This window comes from Agromyces badenianii (assembly GCF_003070885.1).
GTDB lineage: Bacteria > Actinomycetota > Actinomycetes > Actinomycetales > Microbacteriaceae > Agromyces > Agromyces badenianii.
Map to the genome: position 1 here is coordinate 446,933 of NZ_CP028913.1, position 13,692 is coordinate 460,624.

General features: G+C 70.0%; 11 protein-coding genes. 8 read left to right on the plus strand and 3 right to left on the minus strand.

Features of this window, described 5'->3' with window-relative positions; translation table 11 throughout:
- Window position 1: 1 nt before the first annotated feature.
- Complete coding sequence (locus DCE93_RS02105; protein WP_108594430.1) at window positions 2–1,567, minus strand: CoA-acylating methylmalonate-semialdehyde dehydrogenase; 1,566 nt, start codon at window positions 1,565–1,567, stop codon at window positions 2–4.
- 139 nt (window positions 1,568–1,706) lie between these two features.
- On the opposite strand from DCE93_RS02105, the gene DCE93_RS02110 reads away from it, so the two are divergent.
- The 4 genes from DCE93_RS02110 to DCE93_RS02125 all read left to right on the plus strand — a co-directional run bounded on the left by DCE93_RS02110 (window position 1,707) and on the right by DCE93_RS02125 (window position 5,354).
- The gene (locus tag DCE93_RS02110) at window positions 1,707–3,347 is read left to right on the plus strand and encodes a PucR family transcriptional regulator (RefSeq protein ID WP_244284217.1); all 1,641 of its coding nucleotides are present in this window, start codon (window positions 1,707–1,709) and stop codon (window positions 3,345–3,347) included.
- Between the two features lie 96 nt (window positions 3,348–3,443).
- Window positions 3,444–3,896 carry a VOC family protein gene (locus DCE93_RS02115; RefSeq protein ID WP_108594431.1) on the plus strand — a complete coding sequence of 151 codons (453 nt, stop codon included), beginning with the start codon at window positions 3,444–3,446 and terminating at the stop codon, window positions 3,894–3,896.
- Window positions 3,897–3,907: 11 nt separating this feature from the next.
- On the plus strand, window positions 3,908–4,615 hold the full coding sequence (locus DCE93_RS02120) for a winged helix-turn-helix transcriptional regulator (protein ID WP_108594432.1): 708 nt from the start codon (window positions 3,908–3,910) through the stop codon (window positions 4,613–4,615).
- Between the two features lie 100 nt (window positions 4,616–4,715).
- Window positions 4,716–5,354 carry a hypothetical protein gene (locus tag DCE93_RS02125; protein ID WP_146184918.1) on the plus strand — a complete coding sequence of 213 codons (639 nt, stop codon included), beginning with the start codon at window positions 4,716–4,718 and terminating at the stop codon, window positions 5,352–5,354.
- A 59-nt stretch (window positions 5,355–5,413) separates the two neighbouring features.
- Here the strand turns inward: DCE93_RS02125 and DCE93_RS02130 are convergent, their stop codons facing one another.
- Entirely contained in the window at window positions 5,414–6,862 is a 1,449-nt protein-coding gene (locus tag DCE93_RS02130) for an NAD(P)/FAD-dependent oxidoreductase (protein WP_108594434.1), read from the minus strand.
- 149 nt (window positions 6,863–7,011) lie between these two features.
- Between DCE93_RS02130 and DCE93_RS02135 the strand changes: the two genes are divergently transcribed.
- Window positions 7,012–7,800, plus strand: a complete 789-nt coding sequence (locus tag DCE93_RS02135) for a glycoside hydrolase family 16 protein (protein ID WP_168186156.1) — start codon at window positions 7,012–7,014, stop codon at window positions 7,798–7,800.
- Window positions 7,801–7,836: 36 nt separating this feature from the next.
- Here the strand turns inward: DCE93_RS02135 and DCE93_RS02140 are convergent, their stop codons facing one another.
- Window positions 7,837–9,354, minus strand: coding sequence for a helix-turn-helix transcriptional regulator (locus DCE93_RS02140; RefSeq protein WP_108594436.1), 1,518 nt, complete (start codon window positions 9,352–9,354; stop codon window positions 7,837–7,839).
- Between the two features lie 184 nt (window positions 9,355–9,538).
- Between DCE93_RS02140 and DCE93_RS02145 the strand changes: the two genes are divergently transcribed.
- The 3 genes from DCE93_RS02145 to aceB all read left to right on the plus strand — a co-directional run bounded on the left by DCE93_RS02145 (window position 9,539) and on the right by aceB (window position 13,658).
- A complete protein-coding gene (locus tag DCE93_RS02145; RefSeq protein ID WP_108596532.1) occupies window positions 9,539–10,399 on the plus strand; it encodes an NAD-dependent epimerase/dehydratase family protein in 861 nt (286 codons plus the stop codon).
- 184 nt (window positions 10,400–10,583) lie between these two features.
- A complete protein-coding gene (gene aceA / locus DCE93_RS02150; RefSeq protein ID WP_108594437.1) occupies window positions 10,584–11,903 on the plus strand; it encodes an isocitrate lyase in 1,320 nt (439 codons plus the stop codon).
- A 63-nt stretch (window positions 11,904–11,966) separates the two neighbouring features.
- Window positions 11,967–13,658 (plus strand): malate synthase A, encoded by a 1,692-nt coding sequence (gene aceB / locus DCE93_RS02155; protein WP_244284218.1) that lies wholly within the window; start codon window positions 11,967–11,969, stop codon window positions 13,656–13,658.
- The last annotated feature ends 34 nt before the right edge of the window (window positions 13,659–13,692 follow it).

Genomic DNA, 13,692 nt, shown 5'->3' on the forward strand with positions numbered 1-13,692 from the left:
CTCAGTGGTTCTGGGGGAAGCCCAAGTTGATGCCGCCGTGCGCGGCGTCGTTGCGCGTGGCCGGGTCGATCCAGCGGCTGGTGACGGCCTTCTCGCGGGTGAAGAAATCGAAGCCGTGTGCGCCGTAGGCCTTCGCATCGCCGAACAGCGACTGCTTCCACCCGCCGAACGAGTGGTAGGCGACGGGCACCGGAATCGGCACGTTGATGCCGATCATGCCGACCTGCACCTCGTTCTGGAAGCGGCGTGCGGCGCCGCCGTCGTTGGTGAAGATCGCGGTGCCGTTGCCGAACTGGCCCCCGTTGATGAGGTCGAGACCCTCGTCGTAGGTGCTCACGCGAACGACCGAGAGCACCGGGCCGAAGATCTCCTCCGTGTACGCCCGCGAGGTGGTGGGCACGCCGTCGATCAGGGTCGGACCGAAGAAGAAGCCGCTTTCGTGGTCGTCGACGGTGAACCCGCGGCCGTCGACCACGATCGTCGCCCCGTCTGCCTCGGCGATGTCGACGTAGGAGGCGACCTTGTCGCGGTGCGCGCCGGTGATGAGCGGGCCCATGTCGGGCTCGACTCCGTCGACGCCTGCGCCGTTGCCGATCTTCAGCTTCGCGATGCGCTCGCTGATCTTGCCGATGAGCTCGTCGGCGACCGGCTCGACCGCGAGCACGACCGAGATCGCCATGCACCGCTCGCCGGCGGCGCCGTACCCGGCGTTCACCGCCTGGTCGGCGACGAGGTCGAGGTCGGCGTCGGGCAGCACGAGCATGTGGTTCTTGGCCCCGCCGAGCGCCTGAACGCGCTTGCCGTGCTTCGACGCGGTCTCGTAGATGTACTGGGCGATCGGGGTCGATCCGACGAACGAGATCGACTGCACCACCGGCGAGGTGAGGAGACCGTCGACGGCGAGCTTGTCACCCTGCAGCACGGTGAACACGCCGTCGGGCAGGCCGGCCTCCTTCCAGAGCTGGGCGAGCCAGAGCGCCGCCGAGGGGTCCTTCTCGCTCGGCTTCAAGACGACGGCGTTGCCGGCGGCGATCGCGATGGGGAAGAACCACATCGGAACCATGGCCGGGAAGTTGAACGGGCTGATGATGCCGACCACGCCGAGCGGCTGCTTCAGCGAGTACACGTCGATGCCGGTCGAGACGTTCTCGGAGAAGGCGCCCTTGATCAGGTTCGGGAACCCGGTGGCGAGTTCGACCACCTCCTGGCCGCGCAGGATCTCGCCCATCGAGTCGGAGACGACCTTGCCGTGCTCGGCGGTGATGATGGCCGCGAGCTCGCCCTTGCGCGAGTTCAGCAGCTCGCGGAACGCGAACAGCACGTTCTGCCGCTTCGCGATCGAGTAGCCGCTCCACACCTCGAAGCCGGCCTGCGCAGACGCGATCGCCGCGTCGATCTCGGCCTGGTCGGCCAGCGCGACGTCGGCCTGCACGGCGCCGGTGGCGGGGTTGTACACCGGGGCCGTGCGGCCCGAGGCCGACGGGCGCAGTGCGCCGTCGACCCAGTGTCCGATGAGTGGCACACCGGGGGCCGATGCGGAAGGGGAAGCGGTCTCGGTGATGCTCATTGGCAGTTCCTTCACTGGATGTGCGGCGGTCGCGTCGGTGTCGAGATCGGACAGAATGACCGAAGTCGGCTAGGCTTCGATTTCCGAGTGTGACAGAGGAAGAAGGGCGATTCCGGTGGCAGATCGTCGCGAAGATGACGTGAACCAGACGAACCGTCCGGCGCTCGATCCGGCCGATGACGGACTCCCGACCGTGCGCGAGATCCTGACGATCCCGGCCGTCGCGCAGGGGCTGCCCGAGGTGCTCTCCGGTGGTGATGCCCTCGATGCGCACGTGCGCTGGGCCCACGTCTCCGACAGTGCGGGCGTCGCCCGTCTGCTCAACGGCGGCGAGCTGCTGCTCACCACGGGATCGGGCTGGCCCACGGATCCGGCCGAGCTGACCTCGTTCATCGCCGGCCTCGTCGACGCGGGCCTGGCCGGCCTCGTGCTCGAGCTCGGCGTGCACTATCGGTACGTGCCGGCGGTCGTCGAATCGGCGGCACGCGAGCACGGGCTCGCCCTCGTCGCCCTGCACCGCGAGGTGAAGTTCGTCGCCCTCACCGAGGCCGTGCACGGTCGCATCATCTCGGAGCAGACGGCGGCGCTGCGCGCCCGCGACGAGGTGCGCGAGCGGTTCACGGCGCTCGCCCTGCGCGGGTCGCCGCCCGACTTCATCGTGGAGCAGCTGGCGCAGACCCTCGGTGCTGCCGTCGTGCTCGAGAACCTCGCCCACGAGGTCGTGGCCGCCGAGGTGCCGCTCGCCGCCGAAGGGGAGCTCTTCACGGGGTGGGAGGTGCGGTCGCGCCGCGCGCATCGGCAGCACGAGCAGCAGCGACGGGGACTCGGCGTCGCGCCGGACGAGTGGCTCATCGTGCCGGTCGAGGCCAGGGGCATCCGATGGGGCCATCTCATCGCCCTGCCGGGGCCGGCGCACCCGGCGGGGCGCACGAGCGTGCTCGAGCAGGGCGCGATCGCGCTCGCGCTGGGCCGGCTCGCCGACGGGGCTGTCGACGAGTGGGTACGCCTCGGTCGGCAGCGCCTCGTCGACGGCTTGCTCGACGGCAGGTTCGCGGGCCTCGCCGCAGCGTCGTCACGCGTCGAGGCGGCCGGGCTGCCGATCGACGGCGCGCGGCTCTTCGGGGTCGTCGTGACGGGGGCCCCGGTCGCGCCCGAGGCAGCGGATGCCGCGGCTCGCGGGCTCGGCGGGCGGGCCATCGCCGGCGGCATCCGCGACGGTGCCTTCGCCGTGCCGGCGACGCTCATGCTCCTCTCGCTGCCGGCCTCGCGAGCGTTCGACGACGCCACGGCGCGACGGTTCGCCCGCGCCCTCGTCGCGGTCGACTCCGCGGTGCTCGATAGGATCGTGCTGTCGGTCGGCTCCGAGGCAGACGGCCTCAATGCCCTGCTCGGCTCGGCGCAGGAGGCGATCGACCTGGCTCGCGGTCCGGCGCGCGCGACCCGCGGCCCCGTCGTGCAACGATCCGACGATCGACCCCTCATGCGGCTCGTCACCTCGCTGCGCGACGACCACCGCCTGCTCGAGCACGGCGAGCGCATGCTCGAGCCGCTCATCGACTACGACCTCGCGCGCCGGGGCGATCTGCTCGACGTGCTCGGTGCGGTGCTCGCGCATCCGGGCAATCGCACGGCCGCGGCATCCGCTTCGCACCTCTCTCGTTCGGTCTTCTATCAGCGGCTCGGCCTCATCGGCGACCTGCTCGGCACCGACCTCGACGACGGCGAGACCCTCACGGCCCTGCACCTGGCGCTCCTCGTGCGGCGGAGCGTCGTGCGGTAGGCGAGCTCGTGTCTACTTGCTATTGACAAGTGCACTTGCAAAGAGCAAGCTGACATACAACATCCGAAGACCAGTGACGATCCCTCGGAGGCGATCATGACCGCAACCAGCATTTTCGTAAACCTGCCCACCACCGACCTCGAGCGCTCGAAGAGCTTCTACGAGGCGCTCGGGTTCAGCATCAACCCGCTCTTCACCGACGAGAACGCCGCGTGCGTCGTGCTCAGCGACACCATCTACTTCATGGTGCTCACGCGCGAGTACCTCGGCACGTTCACCGACAAGCAGATCATCGACCCGAAGACGCAGGCGCAGGTGTCCATCGCGCTGAGCCGCGACTCCCGTGAATCGGTCGACGACGTGCTTGCGAAGGGCCTCGCCGCAGGCGGCAGCGAGCCGCGCGAGGCGCAGGACTACGGCTTCATGTACTCGCGCGACCTCGACGACCCCGACGGCAACAACCTCTCCTTCCTCTTCATGGAGCCCGCCGCAGCCGAGAAGGGCCCCGAGGCGTACATGGCCGAGCAGGGCGCCGCTGCGACGGCCTGACCCGCGACCGCATGGCCTCACGCGGCGTGCGCGGCTTCGGCCAGTACGGCGGAGCGGCCCGGGCACTCGAGCGGGTCGGGGATCGATGGGCGCTGCTCATCGTCCGCGACCTGCTCGTCGGCCCCCGCCGCTACGGCGACCTGAAGGCCTCGTTGCCCAGAATCCCGACCAACATCCTGAGCGACCGGCTCAAGGAGCTGCAGGAGTCCGGCGTGCTGCGCCGGGTGCCCACCGTGCGCGGCGGGTACGAACTCACCGCGCTCGGTCGCGGGCTCGAGCCGGTCGTGCTCGCCCTCGAACGCTGGGGCTGGTCGGTGCTCGGCGAGCCCGGCATCGGCGAGACGGTCGGCGCCGATGCGCTCGCGGTCTCGTTGCGTGCGGCATTCCGGCCGGATGCCGCGGCGTCGCTGCCGCCGACCGAGTACGTGCTGCACGTGGGTGACGTCTCACTCTCGGCGATCGTGGTGGGCGGCACGCTCGACATCGTGCCGATCGGGGCGGGAGCGTTGCCGCAACCGAGGCGGCGTTCGGCGTTCGAGCCGGTGCCGGAGGCGGTGCTCGAACTCGAGCTGACGCCCGTCGCGCTCCGCGAGCTGCTGTCGGGTGACGTGGGCACGCACTTCGACGGCGACCAGGAGCTGCTCGACCGCTTCACGCGGACCTTCCGCATCGAGCCAGGGGAACCCGAATCCGGCGCGGCGGGCGCGGCGGTCGCCTAGGGCTGTTACACAAGCGAGACGCAGAAGTCGTCCCCGGGGTGGCTCCGGGCGTTAGCGTGGTGACCGCGGTTCCCCCGCACATTCTCAAACGGAGGAGACCATGTCCCGGATCCGCCTGCTCGCCGCGAAGTCCGCCGTCCTTGGTTTGGCGTCGCTCACCGTTCTCGGCTTCGCCGGGTGCGCGTCGCCCGGAGGTGCCGTCACGAACGCACCGACCACGGCGGCGTCGCAATCGCCCACGCCCTCACCGACGCCGACGGCGGTCGCCGCTGATCCCGACGACGTGAGCACATGGGTGATCACCACCGACGGCATCGGGCCGATCGAGCGCGGCGCCCCTTACCAGGAGGTGGTCGCGGGGCTGCCGGCGTTCGAGACGTCGGAATGGTGCCCGTGGGTGGTCGAGCTCTCGACCGAGGGGGCGGCGTCGTTGCTCCTGACGCATCCGGAGGGCGGCGATGAGGTCGCCTCGGTGTGGGTCATGGGGCGCGCCGACGAAGCAGGGGTTGTTCCGGCGTCACCGACGACCGAGGCGGGCATTCGGCTCGGGTCTGCGCTCGACGAGCTCACTGCCGCATACCCCGGCCTGCAGCAGGTGAACCAGACCGCAGCGGACTCGTTCGGCTACGCCGTCGGAGACGATACCGAAGGGTACGTCGACTTCGTCGTCGAAGACGACGTCGTCGTGCTCATCGGCGTGCAGGAGGTCGCCGGCGTTCCGAAGGAGTTCTGCGGCTGATCGTGGCACGGGCCGCTGCAGCTTCGACGTCTGCATGAGACCGTGAGCACGCTACTCGCTCACGAGTCGAACCCCAGTCCGAGGGCGTCGAGGGTCTTCAGCAGCAGGTTGCGCCTGCCGCGGTTGTGGTCGGCGCGGTCGAGCGACCAGCGCGTCGCGTTGATGCCGATCGATGCGGCGGGCTCGGGCGGGAAGGGCAGCGGGCGCTTGCGCACCATCTCGAGCGAGGTGCGCTCGTTGTCGCGGCCCTCGAGCAGGTCGAGCATGACCTCGGCCGCGAATCGGGTCGATCCGACGCCGAGCCCCGTGAACCCTGCCGCGTAGGCGACGCGGTCGTCGCGCGCGGTGCCGAAGAACGCCGTGAACTGCGTGCTCGTGTCGATCGCACCCGCCCACTGGTGGCTGAACCGCAGGCCCTCGAGCTGCGGGAAGGTCGTGAAGAAGTGGCTCGCGAGCCGCTGCCAGGTCTCGGGGCGGTTCTCGTACTCCGAACGCACCTTGCGGCCGTAGTGGTAGATCGCGTCGTACCCGCCGAACAGGATGCGGTGGTCTTTCGAGAGTCGGTAGTAGTGGAACTGGTTCGCCAGGTCGCCGATGCCCTGGCGATCGCCCCAGCCGATGTCGGCGAGCTGCCGTGGCGAGAGCGGCTCGGTCATGAGCACGTAGTCGTAGACCGGCACGGTCATCAGGCGATTGCGCTTCACGAGCGACGGGAAGACGTTCGTCGCGAGCACGGCGCGCTCCGCGTCGACCCTGCCGTCGTCGGTGATCATCGAGACGGCACCGGTCGAACCCGGGGTGTCGAGCCGCTTCACGGGGGAGTGCTCGAAGATCTCGACGCCGAGCTCTTCGGCGACCCGCGCGAGCTCCGACGCCAGGCGTGCCGGGTGCAGCATGCCGTTCGTGCGTTGCTCCCAGACCGCGGCGAGGTACGTCGGGGAGGCGACGGCCGCCTGCGCCTCGTGCTCGTCGAGGTAGACGACGCCTTCCTCGCCGCGTTCCGTCGCCTCTGCGTGCCACTCGCGCAACCACTCCACCTGGTGCTCTTCGACCGCCGGCGCCAGCTGGCCCGTGCGTTCGAAGTGGAAGTCCATGCCGTAGTCGGCCTCTGCCGCCTCGATCGCGTCGAGATTCGCCAGGCCGAGCCGGTCGAGCGTCGCCATCTCCTTCGGCCAGCGCGCCATGCCGTTCTCTTGCCCGTGCGTGAGGCTCGCCTCGCAGAAGCCGCCGTTGCGCCCGGACGCCGCCCAGCCGATCGACTTCGCCTCGACGAGCACGACTCGGGCGTTCGGATTGCGGCGCTTGGCGAGCACCGCGCTCCAGAGGCCGGTGTAGCCGCCGCCGACGATGACGAGGTCGGCGACACGGTGGCCCGCGAGCTTCGGACGCCCGCCCACTGCTCCCGCGGGCAGGTCGTCGAGCCAGAACACCGACCGCGCCGTGCGCTCGAGCGAATGGCTGACGACGGATGCCGGTGGCCGGCGTCGTTCGAAGACGGTCGTTCCCACGGGGATCACTCCGATGCGGTTGTGGTGGTCCCATCCTGCCGCGCAGGCATCGGCCGCCGCCAGAGGCGCCGCGTCCCGACATCCGCTCGCCGGCGGAACGGTCGGCGGGAGCAGAGCGGATGTCGGTGGGGCCGGGCAGTATCGGGAGCATGCCGTTCCTCACGCCGCTCCCGTCGGAGTCGCTCGAGTTCGACGCCGACTTCTCCGGCCCAGACCTCGACCCGAAGCAGTGGTTGCCGGTCTATCTGCCGCAATGGTCGAGCCGTGAGCGCACGCGCGCCCGGTACGACATCGGCGACGGGGTGCTGCGGTTGCGGGTCGATGCCGATCAGCCGGCGTGGTCGCCCGAGTTCGACGGCGTCACCCGGGTGTCGAACCTGCAGACGGCCGTGCGATCAGGGGCGGTCGGGTCGATGTCGGGGCAGCATCCGTTTCGCGATGGCCTCGTGGTGCGCGAGGCGCAGCCCGACGTGCGACTGTACACACCGAGGTTCGGGCGCATCGAGGTCGTCGCGGCGGTCGACGGCATCGACGAGCACGCCATGGCGGCGCTGTGGTTGATCGGCGTCGAAGACGAACCAGAGCAATCCGCCGAGATCTGCGTGTTCGAGATCTTCGGCCGTGACATTCGCGACGATGGCAGCGCCCTCGTCGGGCTGGGCGTCCACCCGTTCCGCGACCCCGCGATCGTCGACGATTTCGAGCGGGTGCCGTTCGCCGGCGACGTGCGCGAGCCGCACCGCTATGCGGTCGAGTGGCGGGCCGACGGCATCGTCTTCGCGATCGACGACGAGGTCGTGAAGCGCGTCGTGCAGTCACCGCAGTACCCGATGCAGCTCATGCTCGACGTGTTCGCCTTCCCGCCCGAGCAGCCCGAGCGAGCGGCGTATCCCGAATCGTTCGCGGTGCACGCCGTGCGCGGGTGGCGGCTCGACTGACCGAGAGCTCGTCGCAGCGACCGGTGCTCGCTGCGATCAGTGCGGCGCGTGCGCCTCGAGGAACTGGTACACCTCGGTCTGGTCAACGCCCGGGAAGGTGCCGGTAGGCAGCGCCGCGAGCAGGCTCGTCGGGGTGCGCGCGGCGGGCCACGAGGCATCCGCCCATCGCTCGGCGAGGCCGGCGGGCGCCTGGCAACAGGCGGGATCGGGGCAGCGCGACACCGCACGATGGGATGTCTCGCGGCCGCGGAACCACTTCACGTGCTCGAACGGCACGCCGACCGACACCGAGTACTCGCCCTCCTTCGCCTTCTCGATGCGGGAGGTGCACCAGAAGGTGCCCGATGGCGTGTCGGTGTACTGGTACCACGGGCTGAAGCGGTCCTCGACGTCGAAGACGGTGCGGGCGGTCCAGTTGCGGCAGACCGTGGTGCCCTCGACGGCGCCCAGCGCGTCGGAGGGGAATCGCACGCGGTCGTTCTCGTAGGCCTTGATGATGGTGCCCGACTCGTGCACCTTCATGAAGTGCACGGGGATGTCGAGGCGGGCCGTCGCGAGGTTCGTGAAGCGGTGCGCCGCGGTCTCGTACGAGACGGCGAACGCGTCGCGCAGCTCTTCCATCGAGATGCGGCGCAGGTTCTTCGCTTCGCTGAGGAAGCGCACCGCGGCCTGTTCGGGCAGCAGGATCGCGGCCGTGAGGTAGTTGGTCTCGATGCGCTGGCGCAGGAAGTCGGCGTAGCCGCGCGGCTCCTCGTGGCCGAGCAGGTGGCTCGCGAGCGCCTGCAGGATGGGCGAGCGCGAGTCGCGCGACGGCGACTGCTGGGTCGGCAGGTAGATGCGCCCGTTGCGCTTGTCGGTCACCGTGCGGGTCGAGTGCGGCAGGTCGCCGACGTAGTGCAGCGAATACCCGAGGTGGCTCGCCATGTCGGCCACGAGCTGGTGCGAGACCGGCCCTCCCGTGTGGCCCACCGCCTCGAGCAGCTCCGCTGCCTTCGTCTCGAGCTCGGCGTAGAAGTTGTCGCGACCGCGCATCTCGGCGCGCAGCTGGGCGTTGGCCCGGCGGGCCTCCTCGGGCGTCGCGGCACGCTCGCGGTGCAGCCGATCGATCTCGTTGTGCAGGCTCAGGATGGTCTGCAGGGTCTGGTCGTTCATGCCCTTCGCGACACGGAAGGGCGGGAGTCCGAGAGCGGCGAAGACCGGGCCGCGCTGGGCGCGTTCGACGGCGATCTCGAGGGCCGCGCGCTCCGACGGGGCATCCGTTCGGAGCAGTTCGTCGACGGTCGTGCCGAGCGCGAGGGCGATCGTGCGCAGCATCGAGAGCCGGGGCTCGCGCTTGCCGTTCTCGATCGCGGAGACCTGGGACGGCGCCCGGTCGATCGCCGAGGCGAGTTCGCCGAGGGTCATGCCGCGGGCGGTGCGGTGCTCGCGGATGCGGCGTCCGAGCGTGAGCGAGTCGACGTCGTCTGAAGCCGGCTCGACGGTGTCGGCGCCGGTGGCGGGCGCATCGAGTGCGGCGGTGCGTGCCGCCGAACCCGTTCGATCCGCGATGACCATGCTTCGATGGTCACACGAGAACCCGTTTGCGGCAAACGGAACAACCCAGATGTTTCCGTCGATTCCGCAAGGATCGCGAGCGTCGGGCCGGTCGTTCGCGGCTCCGTTTCCTTCGGTGAAGTTTCGTTTCCCTCGGTGAAGTGTCGTTGGAGCAACGGGTTCCGAATCCATGACGATTGCGCTCATGCGAATTCTCCTCACCGGTGGAACCGGGTACATCGGCTCGTCCCTGCTCGACACCCTGGTCGCCTCGGGGCATGAGGTCGTCGCCGTCGTGCGCAGCGCCGACGCGGCCGCCCGAGTTCGTGCACAGGGCGCCGCCCCGCTCGAAGGCGAGGTGACGGATGCCGCGTGGTTCGGTTCCGCGCTCGACGACGTCGACGCGGCGGTGCACACGGCGGCGCCCGAGACGGGTGCCGAGGCGTTCAACTCGGCCGTCGTCGACACGGTCATCGAGCACTTCGGCGGTACCGGCAAGCGATTCGTGCTCACGAGCGGCATCTGGGAGTTCGGGGCGGGTGAGGCGATCGACGACGACGGGCCGCTCGGCCCCACCGCGCTGGTCGTCTGGCGCCTGCCCATCGAGGAGCGGCTGCTCGCGTCATCCGTCGACGCGACGATCGTCGCGCCCGGGGTCGTCTACGGCCACGGCCGGGGTCTCGCGAGCCTCATCACCGACGCGCCCCGCACCGAGGCCGGCGAGCTGCGGCTCATCGGCGACGGCCGCCAGCACTGGACCTGGGTTCACGCCGACGACCTCGCGCGGCTCTTCGAGCTCGCCCTGACGCACGACTCCCCGCTCGGCCGCCTCATCGGCAGCGACGGCAACCCGACCGCCGTGCGCGCGCTCGCCGAAGCGGTCGCGGGCGGGGCAGGAGTCGCCGCCGAGCCCGTCGAGGCCACGCGCAACCGGTTCGGCGCCGCGTTCGCCGACGCGCTCCTGCTCGATCAGCGAGCCTTCGGCGGCAAGGCCCGCGCCCTCGGATGGGCGCCGGCGCACACGAGCGTGATCGAAGAGGAGCTCGCCCGGGCCTCCGCCGTGTGAACAGTCGGGTGCCGTAACCCGGGTTGTTCTGCGGTGCAGAAAGAGTGGGAAAGTTCACCCCCGAGATCGTCGTGGTGCAGGGGTCGGCCGGGCGCAGAGTGGATGTACAGACCACCGCACGGCGTCGAAGCAGACGCCGAACGGCCACACCGAAGCATCCGCTCAGCACCACTCGGAGGACACCATGAGCACCACGAACCGCCCCGGCGACCAGACCCAGACCGCAGCCGAGCTGCAGCTCGAGTGGGACGCGAACCCCCGGTGGAGCGACGTCAGCCGCGACTACACCGCCGAAGACGTCATCGCCCTCCGCGGCCCCGTTCGTGAGGAGCGCACGCTCGCGAAGCGCGGCGCCGAGAAGCTCTGGAACGACATCCAGCAGAACACCGGCACGGCCTTCGCCCCTCAGGCGGAGCCCCAGTGGTCGGCCGCCCTCGGCGCCCTCACCGGAAACCAGGCCGTGCAGCAGGTGCGCGCCGGCCTCAAGGCGATCTACCTCTCGGGCTGGCAGGTCGCGGCCGACGCGAACCTCTCGGGCCAGACCTACCCCGACCAGTCGCTCTACCCCGCGAACTCGGTGCCGGCGGTCGTGCGTCGCATCAACAACGCGCTGCTGCGCGCCGGCCAGATCGAGCAGGGCACCGACGACCGTGACTGGATGGCCCCGATCGTCGCCGACGCCGAGGCCGGCTTCGGCGGACCGCTGAACGCCTACGAGCTCATGCACCAGATGATCGAGGCCGGCGCGGCGGGCGTGCACTGGGAAGACCAGCTCGCGAGCGAGAAGAAGTGCGGCCACATGGGCGGCAAGGTGCTGGTTCCCACGGGCCAGCACATCCGCACCATCAACGCGGCCCGACTCGCGGCGGATGTCGCCGGCGTGCCGTCGATCATCATCGCCCGCACCGACGCGCTCGCCGCGACCCTGCTCACGAGCGACCACGACGAGCGCGACAAGCCCTTCGTCTCGGGGGAGCGCACCGCCGAGGGCTTCTACGAGGTGCAGAACGGCATCGAGCCGGTCATCGCCCGCGGCCTCGCCTACGCCGAGTACGCCGACCTGCTCTGGGTCGAGTCGGCCGAGCCCGACCTCGACCTCGCCCGCCGCTTCGCCGAGGCCGTGCACGAGAAGTTCCCGGGCAAGCGCCTGAGCTACAACTGCTCGCCCTCGTTCAACTGGAAGCGCCACCTCGACGACGACCAGATCGCGAAGTTCCAGCGCGAGCTCGCCTCGATGGGCTACGCGTTCCAGTTCATCACCCTCGCGGGCTTCCACGCCCTCAACCACTCCATGTTCACGCTCGCCAAGGACTACAACGAGCGGCACATGAGCGCCTACGTCGAACTCCAGGAGGCGGAATTCGCCTCGGAGAAGCACGGCTACACCGCAACGCGCCACCAGCGCGAGGTCGGCACCGGCTACTTCGACCAGATCGCCACGGCGCTGAACCCCAACAGCGCAACGCTCGCACTCGTCGGATCGACCGAGGAAGAACAGTTCTGACTCATCAGTCGGTCGAGGTGGCGCTCCGCGCCCCTCGACCGACCATCTGAAGGAGACACGATCATGAACACCACACCCAGCATGACGTTCGAGCGAGCGGATGCCGCGGCATCCGGATCCCAGTTCGAGCCGAAGCCCGCCACCGGCAGCTTCCAGACCGTCGAACCGCGCATCGAGATCACCGCGCCGCTCGGTGAGCGCTACGACGAGATCCTCACGCCCGAGGCGCTCGCGTTCCTCGCCGAGCTGCACGACCGCTTCGCCGGCACCCGGCACGAGCTGCTCGCCGCACGCCTGCAGACCCGGGTCGATGCCGCCAACGGTCGCGACCCGAAGTTCCTGCCCGAGACGGAGTGGATCCGCGACGACAGCAGCTGGCGCGTCGCCGGCGCCGGGCCCGGCCTCGAGGACCGCCGCGTGGAGATCACCGGACCGACCGACCGCAAGATGGCGATCAACGCGCTGAACTCGGGCGCGAAGGTCTGGCTCGCCGACCAGGAGGACGCGACGAGCCCGACCTGGCCGAACGTCATCGAGGGCCAGCTGAGCCTCTTCGACGCGCTGCGCGGCCGCCTCGAGTTCACGAGCCCCGAAGGCAAGCAGTACCGCGTCACCGCGGAGGAGACGCCGACGATCGTGATGCGACCGCGCGGCTGGCACCTCGTCGAGAAGCACCTGAAGTTCCACGACCGTGCGGGGCGCGCGATGCACGCCTCGGGCTCGCTCGTCGACTTCGGCCTGTACTTCTTCCACAACGCGCAGGCGCTCATCGCCGCGGGGCGCGGGCCGTACTTCTACCTGCCGAAGCTCGAGTCGCACCATGAGGCCCGGCTGTGGAACGACATCTTCGTCTTCGCCCAGACGCGGCTCGGCATCCCGCAGGGCACGGTGCGGGCGACGGTGCTGATCGAGACGATCCAGGCCGCGTTCGAGATGGACGAGATCCTCTACGAACTGCGCGACCACTGCGCGGGCCTGAACGCCGGCCGCTGGGACTACATCTTCTCGATCGTGAAGACGTTCCGTTCGCGCGGTCGCCGCTGGGTGCTGCCCGACCGCAAGGCGATCACGATGACGGTGCCGTTCATGCGGGCCTACACCGAGCTGCTCGTCGCGACGTGCCACAAGCGCGGCGCGCACGCCATCGGCGGCATGAGCGCGTTCATCCCGAACCGCCGCGACCCCGAGGTGACCGCCCGTGCGCTCGCCGCGGTGTCGGCCGACAAGCGCCGGGAGGCCGGCGACGGCTTCGACGGCACGTGGGTCGCGCACCCCGACCTGATCCCCACGGCTCGGGCGGAGTTCGACGCGGTGCTCGGCGACAAGCCGAACCAGCTCGACCGCTTGCGCGATGACGTGCACGTGACCGCGGCCGAGCTGCTCGACATCCCGTCGATCGGCGGCGAGGTCACCGAGGGCGGCGTGCAGGACAACATCTCGATCGGCATCCGCTACATCGAGTCGTGGCTGCGCGGCACGGGCGCCGCGGCGATCGACAACCTCATGGAGGATGCCGCGACGGCCGAGATCTCGCGTTCGCAGGTCTGGCAGTGGCTCAACGAGAACACGGTCACGGCCGAGGGCACCCGTATCGACCAGACGTCGATCGTTCGGCTCATGGCGGCCGCGGTCGCCGAACTGCCGCGCTTCGAGGGCGACCGGTTCGACGACGCGATCTCGGTGTTCCGCACCGTCGCCCTCGAGCCCGAGTTCCCGACGTTCCTCACGGTGGGCGCCTACGCGCGCTTCCTCTGAGGCCGAGCCCGAAGGGGCCGTCCCGACCGCATCC

Coding starts and splice junctions, on each gene's coding strand:
- DCE93_RS02105 (WP_108594430.1), bottom strand. CDS start 1,567: ATGAGCATCACCGAGACCGCTTCCCCTTCCGCATCGGCCCCCGGTGTG.
- DCE93_RS02115 (WP_108594431.1), top strand. CDS start 3,444: ATGACCGCAACCAGCATTTTCGTAAACCTGCCCACCACCGACCTCGAG.
- DCE93_RS02120 (WP_108594432.1), top strand. CDS start 3,908: ATGGCCTCACGCGGCGTGCGCGGCTTCGGCCAGTACGGCGGAGCGGCC.
- DCE93_RS02125 (WP_146184918.1), top strand. CDS start 4,716: ATGTCCCGGATCCGCCTGCTCGCCGCGAAGTCCGCCGTCCTTGGTTTG.
- DCE93_RS02135 (WP_168186156.1), top strand. CDS start 7,012: ATGCCGTTCCTCACGCCGCTCCCGTCGGAGTCGCTCGAGTTCGACGCC.
- DCE93_RS02140 (WP_108594436.1), bottom strand. CDS start 9,354: ATGGTCATCGCGGATCGAACGGGTTCGGCGGCACGCACCGCCGCACTC.
- DCE93_RS02145 (WP_108596532.1), top strand. CDS start 9,539: ATGCGAATTCTCCTCACCGGTGGAACCGGGTACATCGGCTCGTCCCTG.
- aceA (WP_108594437.1), top strand. CDS start 10,584: ATGAGCACCACGAACCGCCCCGGCGACCAGACCCAGACCGCAGCCGAG.
- aceB (WP_244284218.1), top strand. CDS start 11,967: ATGAACACCACACCCAGCATGACGTTCGAGCGAGCGGATGCCGCGGCA.